Origin of the sequence: Kurthia sp. 11kri321 (assembly GCF_001534765.1) — a bacterium.
GTDB classification, from domain to species: domain Bacteria; phylum Bacillota; class Bacilli; order Bacillales_A; family Planococcaceae; genus Kurthia; species Kurthia gibsonii.
On sequence record NZ_CP013217.1, the window covers coordinates 1003046 to 1025263 of the forward strand.

Annotated in this window: 16 protein-coding genes, 1 other RNA gene, 1 pseudogene and 1 other annotated feature; of the genes and pseudogenes, 16 read left to right on the top strand and 2 right to left on the bottom strand. The window is 36.3% G+C overall.

Annotated features, from left to right (window positions below):
- Positions 1-164 precede the first annotated feature (164 nt).
- Positions 165-2360 carry a RelA/SpoT family protein gene (locus ASO14_RS05140; RefSeq protein ID WP_068452382.1) on the top strand — a complete coding sequence of 732 codons (2196 nt, stop codon included), beginning with the start codon at positions 165-167 and terminating at the stop codon, positions 2358-2360.
- Positions 2361-2378: 18 nt separating this feature from the next.
- Complete coding sequence (dtd, locus tag ASO14_RS05145) at positions 2379-2816, top strand: D-aminoacyl-tRNA deacylase (RefSeq protein WP_068452385.1); 438 nt, start codon at positions 2379-2381, stop codon at positions 2814-2816.
- Positions 2817-2867: 51 nt separating this feature from the next.
- Here the strand turns inward: dtd and ASO14_RS05150 are convergent, their stop codons facing one another.
- Complete coding sequence (locus ASO14_RS05150; RefSeq protein ID WP_068452388.1) at positions 2868-4466, bottom strand: N-acetylmuramoyl-L-alanine amidase family protein; 1599 nt, start codon at positions 4464-4466, stop codon at positions 2868-2870.
- A 246-nt stretch (positions 4467-4712) separates the two neighbouring features.
- Positions 4713-4956: a binding site (T-box leader), on the top strand.
- A 75-nt stretch (positions 4957-5031) separates the two neighbouring features.
- On the opposite strand from ASO14_RS05150, the gene hisS reads away from it, so the two are divergent.
- The 14 genes and pseudogenes from hisS (at position 5032) to ASO14_RS05220 (ending at position 20673) form a co-directional block, all read left to right on the top strand.
- On the top strand, positions 5032-6303 hold the full coding sequence (gene hisS, locus ASO14_RS05155; protein WP_068452390.1) for a histidine--tRNA ligase: 1272 nt from the start codon (positions 5032-5034) through the stop codon (positions 6301-6303).
- 15 nt (positions 6304-6318) lie between these two features.
- Positions 6319-8106 carry an aspartate--tRNA ligase gene (gene aspS, locus ASO14_RS05160; RefSeq protein WP_068452392.1) on the top strand — a complete coding sequence of 596 codons (1788 nt, stop codon included), beginning with the start codon at positions 6319-6321 and terminating at the stop codon, positions 8104-8106.
- A 276-nt stretch (positions 8107-8382) separates the two neighbouring features.
- A non-coding RNA gene (gene ssrS, locus ASO14_RS05165) (6S RNA) lies at positions 8383-8565 on the top strand.
- A gap of 89 nt (positions 8566-8654) precedes the next feature.
- On the top strand, positions 8655-10454 hold the full coding sequence (locus ASO14_RS05170; protein WP_068452394.1) for a hypothetical protein: 1800 nt from the start codon (positions 8655-8657) through the stop codon (positions 10452-10454).
- 184 nt (positions 10455-10638) lie between these two features.
- Positions 10639-12582 (top strand): N-acetylglucosamine-specific PTS transporter subunit IIBC, encoded by a 1944-nt coding sequence (nagE, locus tag ASO14_RS05175; RefSeq protein WP_068452396.1) that lies wholly within the window; start codon positions 10639-10641, stop codon positions 12580-12582.
- 73 nt (positions 12583-12655) lie between these two features.
- Entirely contained in the window at positions 12656-13813 is a 1158-nt protein-coding gene (nagA, locus tag ASO14_RS05180; protein WP_068452399.1) for an N-acetylglucosamine-6-phosphate deacetylase, read from the top strand.
- Between the two features lie 13 nt (positions 13814-13826).
- Positions 13827-14549 carry a GntR family transcriptional regulator gene (locus ASO14_RS05185; RefSeq protein WP_068452402.1) on the top strand — a complete coding sequence of 241 codons (723 nt, stop codon included), beginning with the start codon at positions 13827-13829 and terminating at the stop codon, positions 14547-14549.
- Between the two features lie 4 nt (positions 14550-14553).
- Positions 14554-15270, top strand: coding sequence for a sugar isomerase domain-containing protein (locus ASO14_RS05190; RefSeq protein ID WP_068452405.1), 717 nt, complete (start codon positions 14554-14556; stop codon positions 15268-15270).
- A gap of 19 nt (positions 15271-15289) precedes the next feature.
- Positions 15290-15559, top strand: a complete 270-nt coding sequence (locus ASO14_RS05195) for an HPr family phosphocarrier protein (protein ID WP_068452408.1) — start codon at positions 15290-15292, stop codon at positions 15557-15559.
- 1 nt (position 15560) lies between these two features.
- Positions 15561-17270, top strand: a complete 1710-nt coding sequence (gene ptsP / locus ASO14_RS05200; protein WP_068452411.1) for a phosphoenolpyruvate--protein phosphotransferase — start codon at positions 15561-15563, stop codon at positions 17268-17270.
- A 754-nt stretch (positions 17271-18024) separates the two neighbouring features.
- Positions 18025-18349: pseudogene (locus tag ASO14_RS05205) on the top strand (PTS sugar transporter subunit IIB).
- Positions 18350-18617: 268 nt separating this feature from the next.
- Entirely contained in the window at positions 18618-19067 is a 450-nt protein-coding gene (locus ASO14_RS05210; RefSeq protein WP_068452415.1) for a BadF/BadG/BcrA/BcrD ATPase family protein, read from the top strand.
- 12 nt (positions 19068-19079) lie between these two features.
- Entirely contained in the window at positions 19080-19775 is a 696-nt protein-coding gene (locus ASO14_RS05215; RefSeq protein WP_156422333.1) for a glucosamine-6-phosphate deaminase, read from the top strand.
- A gap of 133 nt (positions 19776-19908) precedes the next feature.
- Positions 19909-20673: a tRNA threonylcarbamoyladenosine dehydratase gene (locus tag ASO14_RS05220; RefSeq protein WP_068452419.1), complete on the top strand. Its 765-nt coding sequence runs from the start codon at positions 19909-19911 to the stop codon at positions 20671-20673.
- Between the two features lie 488 nt (positions 20674-21161).
- Here the strand turns inward: ASO14_RS05220 and ASO14_RS05225 are convergent, their stop codons facing one another.
- Entirely contained in the window at positions 21162-22052 is an 891-nt protein-coding gene (locus ASO14_RS05225) for a MerR family transcriptional regulator (protein ID WP_068452422.1), read from the bottom strand.
- Positions 22053-22218: the final 166 nt, after the last annotated feature.

A 22218-nucleotide genomic window follows, 5' to 3' on the forward strand; every position in this document is an offset into this window, starting at 1 on the left:
TAAAAAAATCCGTTCAAAGAGTTTCGACTTTTTGAACGGGTTTTTCACTATTCGGTGAAGGAGCAAGGAAATTCATGTACTTAACCTTTACAAGATAGGTAGTTATTTTATACAATTATTCTTATATCTTAATCGGTAAATTTATGAAATAGGGTGAGCTGAACATGGCGAAAGATCGAGTGATGACAGTGGAAGAGGTTTTTGAAACGCTTACCTCTTATATGAACGAAGAACATGTGGCATTTGTAAAAAGAGCATATGATTTAGCGGAGGAAGCACATAGAGAGCAATTCCGCAGTTCAGGAGAGCCGTATATTCTTCATCCTATACAAGTTGCAGGTATATTAGCAGAGCTTCAAATGGATCCTGAAACTGTCTCGGCTGGTTTTTTACATGATGTTGTAGAAGATACGAATTATACGCGAGAAGATTTAGTGGAGCATTTTGGTGAAGAAGTAGCGATGTTAGTGGACGGTGTAACAAAGCTAGGGAAAATTAAATATAAATCAAAAAAAGAACAGCAAGCAGAGAACCATCGCAAAATGTTTGTAGCGATGGCGCAAGATATTCGTGTCATCTTAATTAAATTAGCTGACCGTTTGCACAATATGCGTACGTTGAAACATCTACCGATTGAAAAACAGCGCCGCATTTCAAAAGAAACACTTGAAATTTTCGCACCGCTTGCACATCGTTTAGGGATTTCGACAATTAAGTGGGAGCTAGAAGATACAGCACTTCGCTATCTGAACCCACAGCAATATTATCGTATTGTGAATTTAATGAAGCGTAAACGTGTTGAACGTGAACAATACTTAAATTCAGTAATGGAGGAAATTGGCGATCAATTAGATGATATTCGTATTGAAGCGGAACTTTCAGGTCGACCAAAACATATCTATAGCATTTATCGTAAAATGGAGATGCAAAATAAGCAGTTTAACGAAATTTATGATTTATTAGCTGTTCGTATTATTGTAGAGAGTATTAAGGATTGTTATGCAGCACTTGGGATTGTGCATACATTATGGAAGCCGATGCCAGGACGTTTTAAAGATTATATTGCGATGCCAAAACAAAATCTATACCAATCATTACATACGACAGTGATTGGCCCATACGGCGATCCACTTGAAATTCAAATTCGTACGGTTGAGATGCACAATATCGCTGAATACGGGGTAGCAGCGCACTGGGCTTATAAAGAAGGAAAAAGTGTACAGCCGGAACAACAAAATATTGATAGTAAATTATCATGGTTCCGTGAGATTTTAGAATTCCAAAATGAATCATCGGATGCGGAAGAATTTATGGAATCATTAAAATTCGATTTATTCTCTGACATGGTCTATGTATTCTCACCAAAAGGCGATGTATTAGAATTACCAGCCGGCTCTGTACCAATTGACTTTGCGTATCGTGTCCATTCTGAAATCGGTAACAAGACGATTGGTGCGAAAGTAAACGGTAAGATGGTACCTTTAGACACGCCACTACACACAGGTGATATCGTCGAGATTATGACGTCAAAACAGTCATTCGGTCCATCGCATGATTGGCTGAAAATTGCCCAATCTTCACAAGCAAAACATAAAATTAAGCAGTTCTTTAAAAAGCAGTCGCGTGAAGATCATGCAGAAAAAGGACAGCGCCTAATTGAAGAAGAGATTAAGGCACAAGGCTTCGATCCAAAAGAGGTACTAACGTCAGAAAACTTCAAACGTGTTTGTGAAAAATTGAACTATGCGACAGAAGAAGACTTAGTTGCAGCAGTTGGTTTTAATGGTATGACAGCACAACAAGTTGTTAATCGCCTAGCAGAAAAAATCCGTAAACAGCGTGACCATGAAGAACAGATGGAAAAAATCACGAAAGAGATGAACACGCCAAAAGATACGAAGCCAACTGAAACGGGTGTTGTTGTCAAAGGTTTGGATAATCTATTAATTCGTCTATCGCGTTGTTGTCGTCCCGTACCAGGTGATGAAATCGTTGGTTTTATTACAAAAGGACGTGGCGTATCGGTTCACCGAGCAGATTGTCCAAATGTTGCGACAGCAGATGAACAGGACCGCTTAATAGAAGTAGAGTGGAGTCAGGCATTACAACAAGACTCTAAATTATATTCGGTGGATATTGAAGTAACAGGTTATGATCGTCCAGGCTTTATTGCTGAAGTAATGGCAGTTGTATCTGAAACAAAAACATCCATTCTTGCAGTGAATGCACGTGCAAATCGTGATAAGATGGCGACGATTCATTTAACGTTACAAATTCGTGATATTCATCATATGTTAAAAGTAGTTGACCGAATCAAGTCGATTCAAGATATTTATTCGGTACAACGTGTGAATAATTAAGTAGGGAGCTGTTAACAGTTGAAGGTTGTATTACAAAAAGCAAAACAAGCTTCAGTGACAGTAGACGGTCAAATTGTTGGACAGATTAATCGTGGATACGTATTACTTGTTGGCATTACAGCAAGTGATACAAAAGAACAAGTAGAGGCATTGGCGAATAAAATTGTGAAATTACGCATCTGGGAAGATGAAGAGGAGAAGATGAATCGTTCCATTGTTGATGAACAAGGTGCGATTCTATCTATTTCACAGTTCACGCTCTATGCCAACACGAAAAAGGGGAATCGTCCGAGCTTTACAGAAGCTGCACGCCCAGAAATTGCAGAACCTCTATGGCAAGAATTCAACGACACGCTTCGCCGCTTAGGTATGCATGTTGAAACAGGTATTTTTGGAGCGATGATGGATGTTCAATTAACGAATATTGGACCAACAACGATTCTGCTAGAAGCATAATAAAAACGAGGTTTGAGCATATGCCCAAGCCTCGTTTTTTCATACATATTATTATTCACCGAAGTAGTATTCCAATACGCCGTTTGCAATACCTTCTGCAATCGTTGCACGGTATTTATCTGTGTTCATACGTGTTAATTCAGTTTTATTAGAGATAAAACCAAGTTCTACTAATGTAGCAAATACTGTATTTTCACGTAATACCATAACATTTTGGAATTTTGGACCGCGGTCTTTAATACCATTATATTCTTCTTTAAGAGCTTCCATTACATTTTTATGAATTGTACTTGCGAATTCTTTTGAATCGGCTTTGTAATAAAGTGTTTCGATTCCTTCAGCAGCAGGTGTTGCTGAATTATAGTGTAAGCTAATAAATGCGTTTGCACCGTATTTTGCTGCCGCTTTTGCACGTAAACCTAAATCGGTTACTTTGTCAGAAGAAAGTGCACCTGTACCTGTACGTGTCATAAACACTGTGCCGCCAAGTGATTCGATTTTAGATTGTACTGCTTTTGCCGATTTTAATGTTAATTCAGCTTCTGTTACACGTTTACCATTTAAGTCTGTACCAACAGCACCTGAATCGTTACCACCATGTCCAGCATCGATTACGAATTTCAAACCTTTTAATGGTTTGCTACTTGGGTTACCAACTTGATCGATTTTATCTGTTAAAATACTTAAATCTGTATTAGCAGATACCCAACCGCGTTTACTATTGCTATATTCAATTTCAACCCAGTTATTATTTGATGTACGAAGTACTTTACCTGTGAAGCCAATGCCAATAGATGCTACTTTTGGAGCTGCTACATTTGGCATTTTACGTACATTTAATGAATTACCTTTCATAACAAGGTATGTTGTTTTTGTCACCTTCACTGAAGTGAAAGCGAAACTTGTTGTTGATTTAAAACCATAAGCTGTATGGGCATTAATCCAACCTGTTTTACCTTTGTACGTAACTTGAATCCAATTATTTTTGTTTTCTTTTAGGATTTTTACTTTTGCTTCAAAAGGAACGGTTACACCTAATGATTTGTAGTTTACGCCAGCACCAGAACGAAGTGATAGACCCGTTTGTTCTGTTACATAGAAGTATGTAGTTTTTGCAGGTGTAGAAGATGTAGATGTTTCAGATGATTTAATCGCAGTTAAATATTTAGAAGATACATAACCTGTCTTCGAACCATATTTAATTTTGAACCATGTACCGCTTGTTGCTTGCTTTGTTACGACTGCATTCTTTTTCAATGTGAACACGACTTTATAATTTGTTGAAGGACCAGAACGGGCATTCAAGCTTGAAGCATTCACCTTGTATTGTGTTGATGTTGCAGAACTTACTGTTACTTTTTTCACTGCCGTTAAGTACTTAGAAGAAACATAGCCAGTCTTTGAACCTGATTTGATTTTAAACCAAGAACCCTTTGTTGCTTGTTTCGTTACGACGGTGTTTTTCTTCAACGTGAAAACGACTTTGTAATTCGTTGAAGGACCCGAACGAACATTTAAACTGGATGTGTTAACCTTGTACTGTGTCGTTGTTGCGGCAGAACTTGTTGCTGGTAACGCGGTTAAAATTGTTGCAATTAGTAGCAACAGAGCGATACCTAATTTTTTACTTTTTTGAATAAAGTTGACCATAATTCTCCTCCTTTCTTACATTGTATATGCTTTAGGTACTAAAAAGCTATAATAACTTTAAAAAAATGTATTTTTAATAATATTTTTTATGTATATATTCAAAATTAGGTAAATAGCTTCACTTTATTGCTCTTTTTATTTAGGAAATTGGGGATTCGTCAGATAAGTCAGTTTATATTTACGTAAATAGATGTTGACAGAAGGTAGGGAAAACTCTATCATATTAGTTAATCTGAAATGAATTATATATCACCTATGACCGAGCAAGTAGTCAACTCTATAGACTGTTTTAGAGAGAAAAAGACGTGGCTGAAATCTTTTTCAATAGTACGAGTAGATGAATAACACTCGAGAGGTTTCTTTTCGAAATGAGCAATCATAGTAGGGGAGAACGGAGTCGGCCGTTATCCGAATTTGAGAGGATTTATGCGATTTTGTATAAATCAACTAGGGTGGAACCGCGGAAGCTTATACAGCTCTCGTCCCTTGCGTAATGCAAGAGGCGAGAGCTTTTTATATTGCGCACAATCATTCAGGCAAAATGAAGTGAAAGGAGTTAAATCGTATGAGTTTTAAAGTACCAAGAGGAACACAAGATATACTTCCAGGTGAAGTGGAAAAATGGCAAAAAGTAGAAGGTGTTATGCGCCATCTAACAAATGTCTATCGTTATCCAGAAATTCGTACACCGATGTTTGAATCAACAGAATTATTCCAACGTGGTGTAGGTGATTCAACAGATATCGTGCAAAAAGAAATGTACACATTCGAAGATCGTGGTGGTCGTTCAATGACATTACGTCCTGAAGGAACTGCATCGATTTCACGTGCATATGTGGAACACAAGATGTTTGGTAATCCTGACCAACCTGTTAAAGTATCTTATTTAGGACCAATGTTCCGTTATGAGCGTTCACAAAAAGGTCGTTATCGTCAGTTCGTTCAATTTGGTGTAGAGGCGATTGGCTCAAAAGACCCGGCAATTGATGCGGAAGTTATCGAATTAGCGATGCGTGTCTATCAAGAATCGGGATTAAAGCATTTAAAATTAGTCATTAATTCACTTGGAGATCAAGAAGTACGTCAAGCACATCGCCAAGCATTAATTGATCACTTTGCACCACATATTGGAGAATTCTGTTCAGACTGTCAAAAACGTTTGGAGCAAAATCCACTACGTATTTTAGATTGTAAAGTAGATGCAGAGAATCCATTAACTACTTCAGCACCTAAACTAACAGATTATTTAAATGAAGAATCTGCCACATATTTTGAACAAGTGAAAATGTACTTAGATGCACTTGGTATTGACTATGTTGTTGATCCAAATTTAGTGCGCGGATTAGATTATTATAATCACACAACATTTGAAATTATGAGTACAGCAGAAGGCTTCGGTGCGATTACAACACTTTGTGGTGGTGGTCGTTACAACGGTTTAGTTGAGGAAATTGGTGGGCCTGAATCACCAGGTATCGGTTTTGCGATGAGTATTGAACGTTTATTACTTGCTTTAGAAGCAGAGGAAGTAACACTTGATACAGAAAATGCACTTGATTTATATATCGTGACAATGGACGATGCAGCGAAACTAAAAGCAGTTGAATTTGCAAGTTCATTCCGCGCGCGTGGTATTTCAGCAGATATCGACTATGCAGGTCGTAAGATGAAAGCACAAATGAAAGCAGCGAATCGTCTTGAAGCAAAATATGTGATGGTTTTAGGAAGTTCTGAATTAGAAGAACAAGCTGTCAACATTAAAAACATGGAAACAGGTGACCAAGAAAAAGTACCATTCCATGATGTTGTCAATTACTTATTAACACATAAACAATAATTGGGGGATAAAATAATGGCTACAAGAACACATGAATGTGGCGTACTACGTGCAGAAAACGTAGGCGAACGCGTTGTATTAAAAGGTTGGGTACAATACCGTCGTGACTTCGGTGGATTAATCTTCATCGACTTACGTGACCGTACAGGTTTAACACAGGTTGTATTCACACCAGAGAACTCACAAGAAGCACTAGATCTTGCTGATTCATTCCGTAGTGAATATGTTATCGAAGTAGAAGGTGAAGTGCGCGCACGTACACCAGAAATGGTGAACCCGAACTTAGACACAGGTGCGATTGAAGTGTATGTTGACCGTGTAACATTAATCAACAAAGCAAAAACTCCACCATTCCAAATCGAAGATCGTATTCAAGTAAATGAAGATTTACGTTTAAAATACCGTTACTTAGATTTACGTCGTCCAGTTATGTATAACACATTCAAACTACGTTCAGACGTAACGAAAGTGGTACGTAACTTCTTACAAGACGAAGGTTTCCTAGAAGTTGAAACACCAATCTTAACAAAATCAACACCAGAAGGCGCACGTGACTACCTTGTACCTTCACGTGTACATGATGGTGAATTCTATGCTTTACCACAATCACCACAATTATTTAAACAATTATTAATGGTGTCAGGTTTCGAGCGTTACTTCCAAATCGCACGCTGCTTCCGTGATGAAGACTTACGTGCAGACCGTCAACCAGAATTCACGCAAATCGATATGGAGATGAGCTTCTTAGATCAAGAGCAAATCTTAGAAATCAATGAGCGTTTAATTCAAAAAGTAATGAAAGAAGTAAAAGGCATAGACATCCCACGTCCATTCCAACGTATGAAATACGATGAAGCAATGGCACGTTACGGTTCAGATAAGCCAGATGTTCGTTTCGGTTTAGAATTAATCGAGTTATCAGATGTTGTAGATGGTTGTGGTTTCAAAGTATTCGCACAAACTGTTGCAGATGGTAAACAAGTAAAAGGTTTAAATATCAAAGGTGCAAACGACAAATACTCTCGTAAAGACTTAGATGAATTAACAAAATTTGTTGGTCGTTACGGTGCAAAAGGTCTTGCATGGATTAAAGTGACAGAAACAGGTGTTGAAGGCTTAACAGGTCCAATCGGTAAGTTCTTCCAAGACGATTACGGCGTAAAATTAATGGAACGTATGGGTGCAGAACCTGGTGATACATTAGTATTCGTAGCAGATAAGCCAGCAATCGTGGCAGATGCTCTAGGCGCCCTTCGTAAAAAATTAGGTAAAGATTTAGAGTTAATCGATGAGTCTAAATTTGCATTCCTATGGATTACAGACTGGCCATTACTTGAGTATGATGAAGAAGCAGGTCGCTACACAGCAGCACATCACCCATTCACTCGTCCATTCGATGAAGATTTAGAATTAATGGATACAGACCCAAGTAAAGTTCGTGCACAAGCATACGATATCGTATTAAACGGTTACGAGCTTGGCGGTGGTTCATTACGTATTTATGAAAAAGAATTACAAGAAAAAATGTTCAAATTACTTGGTTTCACAGAAGAACAAGCACAAGAACAATTCGGTTTCTTAATGGATGCATTTGAATTCGGCGTACCGCCACATGGTGGTGTAGCATTCGGTCTTGACCGTTTCATCATGCTACTTGCAGGTCGCGATAACTTACGTGATACAATTGCATTCCCTAAAACTGCATCAGCAAGCTGCTTATTAACAGATGCACCTTCTGATGTATCAACTGCACAATTAGATGAATTACACATCCGTGTAAAAACATTAGCAGACGAAGATTAATTAAAAATGAGAGGAACTTTGGTATGAATTCATGCCAAAGTTCTTTTTTAAATTCTAGACTTTTAATCACTTACTAAAGTATATACAATATTGTTTTGAAGACATAAAACAGGGAAATAAATAACTATAGTTGAAGTATGAATTTATTTTGAATTTTTAAAAGGAATTATTTCCCTTTAGTACTTATAGTGATATAATAAAGGGATAAAATGGAACAGATAGAAGATGCTTATGATTTGAAATATACAGATTGCTTATGTTATATTATCTGTAATACAAATCCTGATGTGTTCGTCACACATACATCAGTTTTAACCGAACACTAATGATAAGGGAGTTTTATATTCTTTAGGAAAAGGTATGTCTTTTCGGAGAACATGATTTTTCTAGAGTGCGAACACCCACCTGCGGAGAGCGGGTTCAAACGATGCATTAATGGACGGCACAATCGGGATTTGTATTTAATATTGACACATTTCAAAACTCTGATTCCATATTGAATCGGAGTTTTTTTATTTATATTGAATAAATGGGAGGATGTGACTTACGTGGCATACGAAGAACTACTATGTCCTTGTCAGAGTGGCAAGAAAGCGAGTATGTGTTGTTTCGTTAAAAAAAATAATACACTTGAAAAACATTGGACAGCGATTAAAGGCCGAGTTGTTCAAACTTTTCTATCTGAACATCCAACTGCAGAAGAACTGATTGCGCTTCAACAGTGGGTTGGTATAGAGCGTCTTCAATGTTTTAAAGAGCAAATTGATTCTGCCACACTCCAACATTTATTGACGGATCTTTATTTCTTTACTGAGAATCGTTTGGAGTGGGGGTATCATCTAATCGAGCAGATGAAAGCGATTGTCCAACCAAAAACACATCTCATTTTATCTAGTTGGCAAACACCTTATTATTTTGTTGGTCGAATGAAGTTTTTCTATGAAGACTATGTGATTGCTGAACATATTTGGACAGGTGAATGTATTTATTTAGCCGATGTTGATTTGGAAGATCAAGTAGAAGGTAATTTGATTTTAGGACATGTCGTACCAGGTGTAAATGAGCGTTTTTATGGACTACTAAGTAGTGCTATTATTTTAGAAGCTTCTCAAGAGATTTTGTTAGATAGTTGGTTCCATCGCTTCGAACAATCGAAGCATGAAGAATTAGAAGCTTTTTTTAAAGAAAGTTTATTGGATTGTCTATTAGACTTGATTACAGAAAACCCAGTATTACAACCAGATGAAAAAGGAATGAATGTTGAAGTACTTCAGCTTATTGTTAATTTAGACATGTTATTTCTTGATTTAGATGTAAAGAGTGATCGTTTGACATGTCTATTTTTCAACTATCTCATGGAAGAACAGCGTATTGAGCATGTGCGAAAAAAACAGGCATTAATTGCAGCAGTTCTTGATTTTGGTATGCGCTACGACTTTGTTCCACGTGTCATCACACAAAAAAGACTTGGTACGATTTTTGATGTATCACCAAGTACAATTGCACGTTATAGTAAGAAAATTTCGATGTATTTTGAACAAGATTTTGATGTTTTTATGTTTGATAAAATTCGACAAGCTATTTATTTTGTTGGTACAGACGCAACAATGGATGAATTCAAACAATGGCAAATGCATAAACATTTAGAAAAAATGATTTTTACAAATGATTTAGATGAAAAACGTATGGAAAAAAAGCTTGAACATATTCCATATAAACCAATTAAAAAACATGAAAAAGCACAAAAGTATGCATACGAAGCTTTTTTAGAAGATGGCGAACGTAAGAGATATGAACTAGCACGTTTAGCATTAAACTATGACCCGAATAATCATGATGCCCAAATTATTTTATCGGAATATGAAACAGCTGATGAACGTTTAGCTATTTTACAAGACTATCCAATTACAATGTTGAATCGCAATCGGATTTATTTACTCAAAACTACATTATTATATCAACAAGGACGTTTTGAGGAAGCGTTAGCCATTTTGTCAGACATTCCATTCAATGAGTTAAGGCAGCATACAATACTATATTATTTCTATGCGTGCTTACACTTTTTAATTGATCAACCAAAAATTTTAGAAGATTTATTACAAACAGCCATTGAAGACACGGCTTTGTTTAGATGGTTAACATGGGTTTTCATGTTGGCATACCAACTGGATGAAGAAGAGTATGCGATGCAAGCAATTCAAGCAAATCCATTCGTTCAGAAGTATATTGAAATGCAGATGGAACCCTACTCCTTCCCAACGCATCAATTTTGTGCAAAAGGTGATCCGAATGAAGCGAAGATGATTCACTTCGTTATTCACCCGCTTTTACAAAAAATTCAAAAATAATTTTAACTATACAGGTTATCGAAAAAAGCTATTTTAGCAACGATAATCTGTTTTTTTGTTTCATACCAATTATAAAGGGAAAAGAACAATTATATAAAGGGGTTTTCAAGTCTGTGAAAACGCTTTATAATTGGTATAGACAACTATACCAAGAAGAAAATTTTAACAAAGGAGTGGGATAAACATGTTGGCTTTTTTACAAAAAATTGGTAAGTCTTTAATGTTTCCAATTGCGACATTACCAGCTGCTGCAATACTAGTACGATTCGGCTCGGATGATATGTTAGGGCATATCGACATTGCATGGATTCAATACGTAGCTGCTATTATGGTAGCTGCAGGTAATGCAATTCTAGGCAATCTACCCATTATTTTTGCTGTTGGTATTGCGATGGGATTAGCTGTTGACGGTGCAGGTGCTGCGGCTTTAGCCGGTTTGATTGCACAGCTAGTACTTGTAGCTGTTTTAGGGTCCGTTAATGACAAACTAGATATGGGAGTGTTCGGTGGTGTAATTTCAGGGGTGACAGCAGGTCTACTTTATAATAAATTCCGTAATATTCAATTCCCTGAATGGCTCTCCTTCTTCGGTGGTCGACGGTTTGTTCCCATCATTACATCGATTGTCATGGCAATTTTAGGGGCAATTTTAGGTGTGTTATGGGGCTACCCTCAAGCACTACTGGATAGTGTAGCGAATTGGATGATAGGTGCAGGGCCTCTTGGTGCAGGGATTTATGGTTTTTTAAATCGATTATTAATACCAACAGGCTTACATCATGTTATTAATACAGTCGTATGGTTTGATTTTGGAACATTTACGACAACAGCAGGAAATATTGTAAAAGGTGATATTCCACGTTTCTTAGCAGCGGATCCAACAGCAGGACATTTCCAAGCTGGTTTCTTCCCGATTATGATGTTTGGTTTACCAGCTGCATGTTTAGCGATGTTCTTAGCAGCAGAAAAGAAAAGACGTCCGCTTGTAGCAGGTATGTTCTTATCGATTGGTATTACAGCATTCTTAACAGGTGTAACAGAACCAATTGAATTCTCATTCATGTTCTTATCACCAATCTTATATGGAATTCATGCCGTATTAACAGGTATTTCACTTGCTGTTGCTTACATTGTAGGCTTCCGTGATGGTTTTGGTTTCTCCGCTAGCTTTATTGATTATCTTTTAAATTATAGGTTAGCTGAAAATCCATTATTACTGATACCTCTTGGTTTAGTCTTCGGTGCACTTTACTTTGTTATTTTCTACTTCTTAATTCGCAAACTGGATTTAAAAACACCAGGACGTGAAGATGAGGAAGAAGAAGCAGATATGGTAGGTATGTCTGGAGATGAAGTATTAGAAGCCAAAGCGTATCATACTATCGAAGGATTAGGTGGCGTAGATAATATTCAACAAGTTGATTATTGTACAACGCGTCTTCGTATGACATTAAAAGATTCAGAAAAAGTAGATGAAAAAGAATTAAAAAAATATGGCGCACGTGGTGTTATGAAAATTAGTAAAACCAATGTACAAGTGATTATTGGAACATCTGTTGAGTTCCTAGCAGAAGCAATTAAAAATCGAATAAAAGCTGGGAATCCACCATTAAAAGATGAATCTATTGAAATTACAGCATTAAAAGAAGATGCACCAACAGAGAATGAAGCGTTCATTCCAGGAGATTTTGAAATGCCGATTACAGGTAAACTTTTACCACTTGCAGACATTCCAGATCAAGCATTTGCGTCTGGAGCAATGGGACCTGGATTTGGTATTGATATTCAAGACGGTGTTATTCAATCACCGGTTGACGGTAAAGTCGTGATGGTATTCCCAACAAAACATGCGATTGGTATTCAAGCAGATAATGGGATGGAAATTCTCATTCATGTTGGTTTAGACACTGTAAAATTAAATGGTGAAGGATTCGAAATATTTGTAGAAGCTAATCAATTTATTCAACGAGGCGACAAATTAATGAATGTGGATATTGAAGCGATTCGCTCACAAGTTCCATCGCTCGTAACGCCAGTTGTCTTCACAAATTCACAAGGAAAAGAAGTTACGCTGAAAAAATCAGGATATCAAGAAGCAGGTACAGCAAGTATTATTGATGCAAAATAATTAATCACTACAATGCGGGAGAAACTTCTCCTGCATTGTCCTTTACTTAAATAGAAAGGATGATAAAGCACATATGTCTACAGTCAAAATAAAAAACGTGCATATTGTCAATGCCGATCAGTCATTTGAAAATCAAGATGTAGTGATTCAAGAGGGAAAAATTATAGCTATTGGTTCATCTCTAACGCAACAAACAACTGAAGAAATAGATGGAGAAAATCAGTATCTATTTCCAGGGTTCATCGATTTACACATCCATGGGTCTGCCGGTGTAGATACAATGGATGCTACCGAAGATGCTTTGCATACGATGGCAAAATCACTCGTCAAAGAAGGGGTTACAAGTTTTTTAGCCACAACAATGACACAAAAAATAGAAGCCATTGAATCAGCACTACAAACCATTGCACATTTTGAAAATACAGAAGATGAAGCAGAAGTTTTAGGTGTCCATGTAGAAGGGCCATTTATATCCATTCATCGTGTAGGTGCACAACCAGAAGAATATATTATTCCACCATCTATTGAACTCTTTAGAAAATGGCAGCAACTAAGTGGAAATAAAATAAAGGAAATTACGGTAGCACCAGAGGTAGAAAATGGTTTTGAATTTGTGAAGGCGGTCTCAAAAGAAGGAGTCATTGTATCGATTGGTCACTCTGATGCAACGTACGATGAGGTGGAACAAGCAGTAAATTATGGTGCGACACAAGGAACACATCTCTATAATCAGATGCGACCATTCCATCACCGAGAACCTGGTGTGGTGGGAGCAAGTTTATTACTGGATGCGATTAAAGTCGAGTTAATTGTCGATTTTATTCATAGTCACGAACAAGCAGTTAAATTAGCATATCGTATGAAAGGTGCATCTGGCATTATTTTAATTACAGATGCAATGCGTGCAAAGGGTGTCCCTTATGGTGACTATGATTTGGGTGGTCAAACAGTACATGTAACAGAAACAGGAGCACACCTTTCAAATGGTGCTTTAGCAGGCAGTGTGCTCACAATGGATGCAGCTCTTAGACATATGAAACAATTAACAAACTGTACAATGGAAGAACTTGTAGCTATGTCATCAGCAAATGCAGCGCAACAGTTGAACGAATTAAATAAAGGGAAAATCTGTGTTGGTGCAGATGCAGATTTTGTCTTATTAGACCAGGATTTGATTGTACAAAAGACTATTAAAAAAGGTAAAGTTGTCTTTGAAGCGCACAAAATGTAAAGGATGATGTATTTTGGTAAACAAAAGTTCACATATTCCAATCTATGTCCAAATTGAAGAAGAACTAAAAAGACGTATCGATTCGGGTGAATATGTAGTGGGAGAGCCAATTCCTTCAGAAAGAGAATTATCTGTGATTTTTGGAGTAAGTCGTATGACAGTGCGCCAAGCAATCACAAATCTTGTATTAAATGGCTTATTGTATCGTGAAAAAGGGAGAGGTACTTTTGTATCAAAACCTAAATTAGAACAGCCATTGAACGGTTTGACGAGTTTCACAGAAGATATGCGTGCGAGAGGTTTAGTGCCAAGTAATAAATTAATTAAGTTTGAAAAACAACAACCACCATTTGATATAGCACGAGATTTACTATTAGAAGAAGGCGAAGAAGTATATTTCATCGTGCGAATTCGTAATGCAGATGAGCAACCGATGGCAATCGAACGTACGTATATTCCAGTTAGAGCTTTACCTAATTTAACAGAAGAATCATTTAATGGTTCGCTCTATCGTTTGGTAGAAGACACATATGGTTTGAAAATTGGGAACGCGATTCAGCAGATGGAAGCTTCTATTGTAGCAAAAGAGGATAGTAAGTATCTTCAAATTGATCCATCTGCAGTTGTACTAATGATTAAGCGTATTAGTTACTTAACGGATGGAAGACCATTTGAATTGGTACGTTCTTCTTATCGAGCAGATCGTTATAAATTTATTAGTGAAATTCAGAGGTGAAAGAATGAGCATCTATTTGCAAAAAGTGGCGAATCTTCTTCAAGTACTAGAAGAACAAGAGCAACAAGCAATCGAACAAGCTGCAAATATAATTTATCAGTCTATTGAACAAGGGGGCATTTTGCAATTGTTTGGTTGTGGTCATTCGCAATTAATTGCTCAAGAGGCTTATTACCGAGCAGGTGGTTTAGTACCAGCTAAAGCTGTATGCATCGAACCACTCATGTTGCATAAAGGTGCAGAAATATCTTCAGAAAATGAAAAGGACCTTTCGCACATCGAAGAATATTGGTCGCATTTTGAATTTCAATCTCATGATGTACTTATTGTTATTTCAACAAGTGGAAAAAATGCTGTACCGATTGAGATAGCTTTACGAGCAAAAGAAAAGGGTATACCTGTGATAACACTGCAATCATTAGCATATTGTGAACAATCTTCTAAACATCCAACAAAAAAAAGATTAGAAACCTATGCAGATGTGGTATTAAATACACATGTACCACTTGGTGATGGTATTATGGAGCAAAACGGTTTGCGTTATGGTCCAGTATCAACTCTTGCAGGCGTTACATTATTAAATGAAGTCATTGTGCGCGTTGTGCAATTATTTCACGATGACAAAAAAACGTTTCCTATTTTTGTGAGTAATAACGTTGAACAAGAAGGAAATACAAATGCATTTTATATGAAGCAATATGAACACCGTATTAACTTTTAATTAAATGGAGGTTTTTAGAATGGAAAAACAATATAAAATTACAAGCTCAGAAGGCTTACATGCACGTCCATGTACACTATTAGTATCAGCGGTAACACCGTTCTCATCGGATGTTCAATTAACATATGATGGTCGTTCAGTAAATTTAAAATCAATTATGGGTGTTATGGCATTAGGAATTCCAGCAGATGGAATTATTACAATTTCAGCAAATGGTAGTGATGAAGAGGCAGCGGTAGAAAAAGCAGGTGCAGTAATTCTAGAAGAAGGTATTGGAGTAGAGGTATAGTATGTTGGAGATTAAAGGAATTGGCGTTTCAAATGGTATTGCCGTTGCTAAAGCCTACCGCCTTGTAGAACCAAACTTAACCTTTGATAAGTACGAAATAAAAGATTTTTCAGAGGAAAAAGCACGATTACAGCGCGCAATCGATCTTGCAAAAATCGAGTTAGAGTTGATTCGTAATCACGCTATTGAAAAGTTTGGAAAAGAAAATGCTGAAATTTTCTCTGCACATCTACTTGTTTTACAAGATCCAGAAATGCGTATGACAATAGAAAGTAAAATTGATAAAGGTGTAAATGCTGAAGCTGCACTAGATGAAGTGGCTTCCACATTTATAGCTACTTTTGAATCAATGGATAATGAATATATGAAAGAGCGTGCTGCCGACATTCGTGATGTCTCGCAACGTATTCTCGCTAAGCTACTTGAAGTTGATTTACCAGATTTAACCACTATTGCAGAGGACGTCATTATTATTGCAGATGATTTAACACCATCTATGACAGCACAATTGAACAAACAATTTGTACAAGGTTTTATAACAGATATCGGTGGACGTACATCGCACTCCGCTATTTTAGCACGTACGCTTGAAATACCTGCGATTGTTGGTACAAAAATCGCGACCACATCTGTTGAACATAATGAAATGGTTGTATTAGATGGTTCAACAGGTATTGCAATCTTCAACCCGACGCAAGAAGTTGTAAACGAATATGAGCAAAAGAAAGAAGCCTTTGAAGCAGAACAAGCGGCGCTTCGTGCTTATATTGACCAACCAAGTGTAGATCGAGATGGTCATCACGTCGAAATTGCAGGGAATATAGGTAGACCAGATGATGCGGAGGTTGTGAGAGCAAATGGTGGGGATGGTGTAGGTCTATTTAGAACCGAATTCCTATACATGGACCGTAATGATTTTCCGTCCGAGGAAGAGCAGTATATAGCATATAAAACAGTTCTTGAGAAAATGGAAGGGCGTAAGACAGTAGTTCGTACACTTGATATAGGTGGGGATAAAGAACTGAGTTATTTAACGCTTCCAGAGGAAATGAACCCCTTCTTAGGATATCGTGCAATTCGTCTATGCTTAGAAGAGCGCTCATTATTCCGTGTGCAATTACGTGCATTATTACGCGCAAGTATTCATGGGGATTTAAAGATTATGTTCCCAATGATTGCGACACTCGATGAATTCCGTACAGCTAAAAACTTTTTAATGGAAGTAAAAGCTGAATTAATTGAGGAAGGGTTCGAAGTATCAGATGATATTGAAGTGGGTATGATGGTAGAAATTCCTTCTGCTGCAGTCATTGCAGATTTATTTGCAAAAGAGGCTGACTTCTTATCGATTGGTACGAACGATTTAATTCAATATACATTAGCTGCTGATCGTATGAACGAAAAAGTATCTTATTTATATCAACCTTACCATCCAGCAATCTTGCGTTTAGTTAAAAATGTAATAGATGCTGCACATGCAAATGGTAAATGGGTTGGCATGTGTGGTGAAATGGCAGGAGACGAGATTGCCATCCCAATCTTGCTTGGTTTTGGTTTAGATGAATTCTCGATGAGTGCTTCATCTATCTTACATGCACGTGCTCAAATTTCGAAGTTATCAAAAGCTGAAATGAAAAAACACATTGATCATATTTTAACGTTAACGACATCAGCTGACATCGAAAATTATGTAATTGAAAATCTATTATAAATTAAATAAAAGCTATCTTGAAAATAGGGTAATTGTATCGCTATTTTCGGATGGCTTTTTTTAAAACATCGAGGGGGTTTTTATAGAAATTTACACTTTACAGTCCATGATTACTATTCAGTAGAAGAAGCAATTTAGCGTTATGTTTTTTCGCATGCCTCTAGTATTGATAAAGTAAGAGGTGTTATATCAATAGAACAGAAATTTATGTTGTCATTTACTAAACCACAAATTAAACAACAACGAAAACGAGAAACGATGCTCCGTATTGTAGATGTATATGCTTTTTTTACATAACTGACATTACCAAAAAAATATTTCTTTTTATATACAAGTTCTGGGTACATTTGCACTTTGGAATGAAGGTGTTTTTCCTATCCATAAAGGATCTGTTGAGAAATAATAATAAAACCTACTACACGCTTATGGACGATTTCAATCCAACATTTGGCTTCTTTAGTTGCTGGTTATGACCCAATTGAACAACTTCTTTATCGCCAATGTGTACAAGTAGATGGTGAGATTATTTCAGAAATAAATCAACTCTTTCCGAAAAGTAATTGTCTTTTCAATGAGTATTTTAAATAAGGAGAAAATTGGACTATACCACTTAAATTCAAAGCTTTGATAGTATTATTTTATCTAAATGTACCAATGCAATTAATAGTTAAAATGTGAAAAAAGTTGTGGTATATATCAATAAATGCTATGTTCAAATCAAGAAAACGTTTACATTTCAAAGGGGAGTTGCACAGTGAAAACGATTATGTTGGTATGCGTAGCAGGGATGAGTACAAATTTACTCGTAACGAAATGTAAAAAGTAGCACAGAGACAAAATATGGAGGCAGATATTTTTGCCATTGCAGAAAATGAAGTAAAAAAACAATGGACAACAAATCAATTGATGTCCTGTTACTTGGACCACAAGTCCGTTACTTAAAATCATCTTTCGATAAAAAGTTAGCAGGTACAGGTATTCCGCTAGATGTTATTAGCATGTCCGACTACGGTATGATGAACGGTGAAAATGTATTAAATCAAGCACTTCATCTAATGAAGAAACTTTGTGAAAATTAAATCGTCACATGTTAGAGTTGACAGTTAAATTTCCACTTTTTACAAGAGCGAAATCCTGTTGTTTTTCATTTAGTTAAAAGTTATTTTGCTAGGCATGTTGGAGTAATGGAAATGGGATTAGAAAAAAGTGTCTATTCTATTTTCAAAAGGTTTTATGGTGATGAAGTTTCGATTATAATAGAGAGTGACGCGTGTATCGCTTTATATGCAGATACACTTCGAAAACTAGGCATTGTACATATTGCAAGAACGAGGACCTGAAACGATATTGACAACAAAAGTTTTAAAGCATTGTGGTGTTGAAAATGTGCCCGAATTAGTCCATTGTGTTTATTCACAAGAGCACCCACGCACATATATTGCTTCTTTAAGTCGATATGTGGAAGAATCTGCACTTCAAAAAGATTCAATAGCTAGAGAAATTATTGAGACATCTTGTGCTCAATTTATTGAGGCAATCGAAGCGTGTCGAAAACAAACAGAATGGCAAAAAGGAATGTTTATTCCCGTTGTACTAATGGGTGGCGTTTTTACAAATTTTGAATTATATGAGGAGTTATTGTCAATTATTATTGCGAAAAAACAATTACCCTATGTTTTTATTGCACCAAAAGTCTCGCCCGTTGGAGGTGCGGTTATTGGCGCTTTGCAAAGAATTGAACGTACACTTGCTTATACATTTCTGAAACAGTTTTCGCAAGAGTTAAAAACACATTAAAAGGAGTAAACTATGTCAATCAAATTAGAAGTAATTTCGAATTTAGATGAATTATACACAAGAGGTATGGAGCTTTTTAAAGAAGCAAAAGAAAATGGCGCAAAAACATTTGGTTTGGCAACTGGAGGAACGATGATTCCTTTATATGAGAAAATTTGTGCGAGTGATTTAGATTTTTCTACATGTGAAAGCTTTAATTTAGATGAGTATGTAGGATTACCTGCGACACATACAGAGAGTTATGTATCTTTTATGAAAAAGCATTTATTTAATCAAAAGCCATTTGCAAAATCGACGTTACCGAATGGTGAAGCTAAAGATGCAAAAGCAGAAGCTAAAGCGTATGAACAAAAATTGCAAGCAACAACACTTGATTTTCAACTACTAGGAATTGGAGAGAATGGGCATATTGGTTTTAATGAACCGGGGACGCCATTCGATGCGCCTACACATGTTGTAACATTGACAGAGTCGACACGTGAAGCGAATGCACGTTTTTTCCATTCGATTAATGAAGTACCAACAGAAGCGATTACGATGGGGATTTCATCTATTCTTCGTGCGAAACAAATTGTACTGATTGCAGTAGGTGAAAAAAAACGTGCTGCACTTGAAGCATTTATTCATGGTGAAAAAACAATCGATGTTCCAGTTACAGCATTACAAGAACATGCAAATGTGATTGTCTTAACTGATTTAACGATTTAAAAAGAATCCAAACAATTCGTTATGCGTTCGAGTTGTTTGGATTTTTACTTGCAATTACGTGCGTTACATTGTATATTTTTTTCAGAGTAATTAAGTAGGAATACTTACAAAAAACATATCGGAGTGGGTTATTTTGTTACATCAATTTTCTCGTAATGAGTTAGCAGTGGGTACAGAAGGTATTGAGTTATTAAAAAATAAGACAGTCGCTATTCTAGGTGTAGGTGGAGTAGGTTCATTCGCAGCAGAAGCCATCGCACGTTCTGGAATTGGTCGTATTATTTTAGTAGATAAAGATGATGTGGATATTACAAATATTAACCGTCAGTTAGTCGCATATATGTCAACAATCGGACGCTCAAAATCAGCAGTCATGAAAGAACGTATCGCAGATATCAACCCAGATTGTGAAGTACATGATTTACACATGTTTTATACAGAAGAAACATATGAAGAATTTTTCAGCTACAAGCCAGATTATGTTATTGATGCATCAGATACAGTAATATATAAAATTCATATTATGAAAGAGTGCTTAAAGCGTGATATTCCAATTATCTCAAGTATGGGTGCTGCGAATAAGATGGATCCAACGCGATTCCAAATTGCAGATATATCTAAAACACATACAGATCCACTTGCAAAAGTCATTCGTACAAAACTTCGTAAAGAGGGGATTAAAAAGGGCGTGCCTGTTATTTTCTCAGATGAAAGCCCGATTGTGATTCGTCCAGATGTTGTAGGAGAAGTTGGGAATCCAGATGCAGCTATTCGTAAAGCGAAAATGCCACCATCATCTAATGCATTCGTTCCATCATCTGTAGGTTTGATTGCAGCGAGTTGGGTAGTACGTGATATTTTATCACCGATTCATATTGCAACAGTAAAAAATCAATAAATTATAAAAAGTTTTCGACGAATAATTCAAATCGTCGGAAGCTTTTTTTGATTTACTGTAAATAAGACGAAATAAATTCTTTTTAAGGAAATAAGTGGTACACTTGAACAGTATGAGTCTTTAATATTTGTAAAAAAATTTCATAATTAATTGAAAGAATTGTTTTTGGAAGTATGATTACATGAAAAAACAATCTTTTTTGTATAATTAAGGGGTATATGTATAAATATGTACATATCTTTTATGTCTTTTTCTTTATAACTGAATTAAGGACTAGAGGAATTTAAAAAGGGGTACGTTTTAAAGAGTAAGAAGAATGAGGTTGTGTGCGTGTGGAGCGAAAACTAGTCGAATAGATAATTGAATAATACGTTATTTTGTATTATACAACTTACTTGAGCAAAGGTTGGACAAAATAGTTTTATACCATTACATACGAAGCAGAGAAAATGTAAATAAAAATCGAACCCTCTAAGAAGATTCGATTTTTAAGAAGTAGTCTTTTTTAATGCATTCCAAATCGGTTCAAGCGTATGTGTAATCGTAATGGTTGTCAAAGGTTTTCTTTCAATCAGTTGATTAGCACCTGTACCACCTAAGAAGAAAGTTATTTTTGGACGCCTTTTGGCGAACTCATCCAATTCATATAAATAGTTTGGCTGATCCAACGGTATATGAGTTGTAGCTGATAATAGTACAACAGTTGGGTGTAATTTATCTACAAAGTCCTCGATTGTACCTGCTGCTGGTGAACGTCCAATTAAAAATACGCGATAACCTTTTAATAGAATTTGTAAGAGTAGAATGTGCAAAGGTAGTTCATGGTTTTCGTATGGTAAGCAAGCGCCAATCACCAGTGGTGCATTTTTAGAAACAGGGATTTGTTGTTTCACTTCAACAAGATGATTTTGAATAATTGTAGATACGAATTTTTCTTGATATTCGGACCATTGTTTTGTCATCCAACGCCTTCCAACCTCTTGTAAAAAAGGTCGAATAAGTTGTTGCAAGTAAACGGTCAAACCAAGTGTTTGACGAGCTTGATGTAATGTGATGGAAAAAGCTTCTTCGTCACATTCTTCTCCATAGGCGAGTAATTGGTAAAGAAAAGGTTCGACAAGAGAAGGTGTAGATGGTCTTTTTTCAGTTTGCTCAGTTGCATACTGAATAGATTTTTTTAATGAAATGCCTTGTTGCAATTGACTTTGTAATAAACATAAAAACTCTACTTGTTGCTGTGAATACTGACGATAACCATTCTCTAGTCGTGTCGGATGTAAAAAGTCATAGCGTTGTTCCCACTTACGCAATGTTTCTTTTTTAATCCCAGTAATCGCTTCAACGCTAGATATAGAGTAATTTTGAGAAAAATCATCCATGGAATCAACTCCTCTCACAATGAAGTATGTACTAGTCATTATAGACGCTTTTATAACTTTGTCCAACCTTTTATTAAATAAGGTTTGACAAAAATGAATTAACGGTATAAATTTAATTATACTTACTGGTATATTTAATACAGTAGGAATGATATGTAAAAATGCT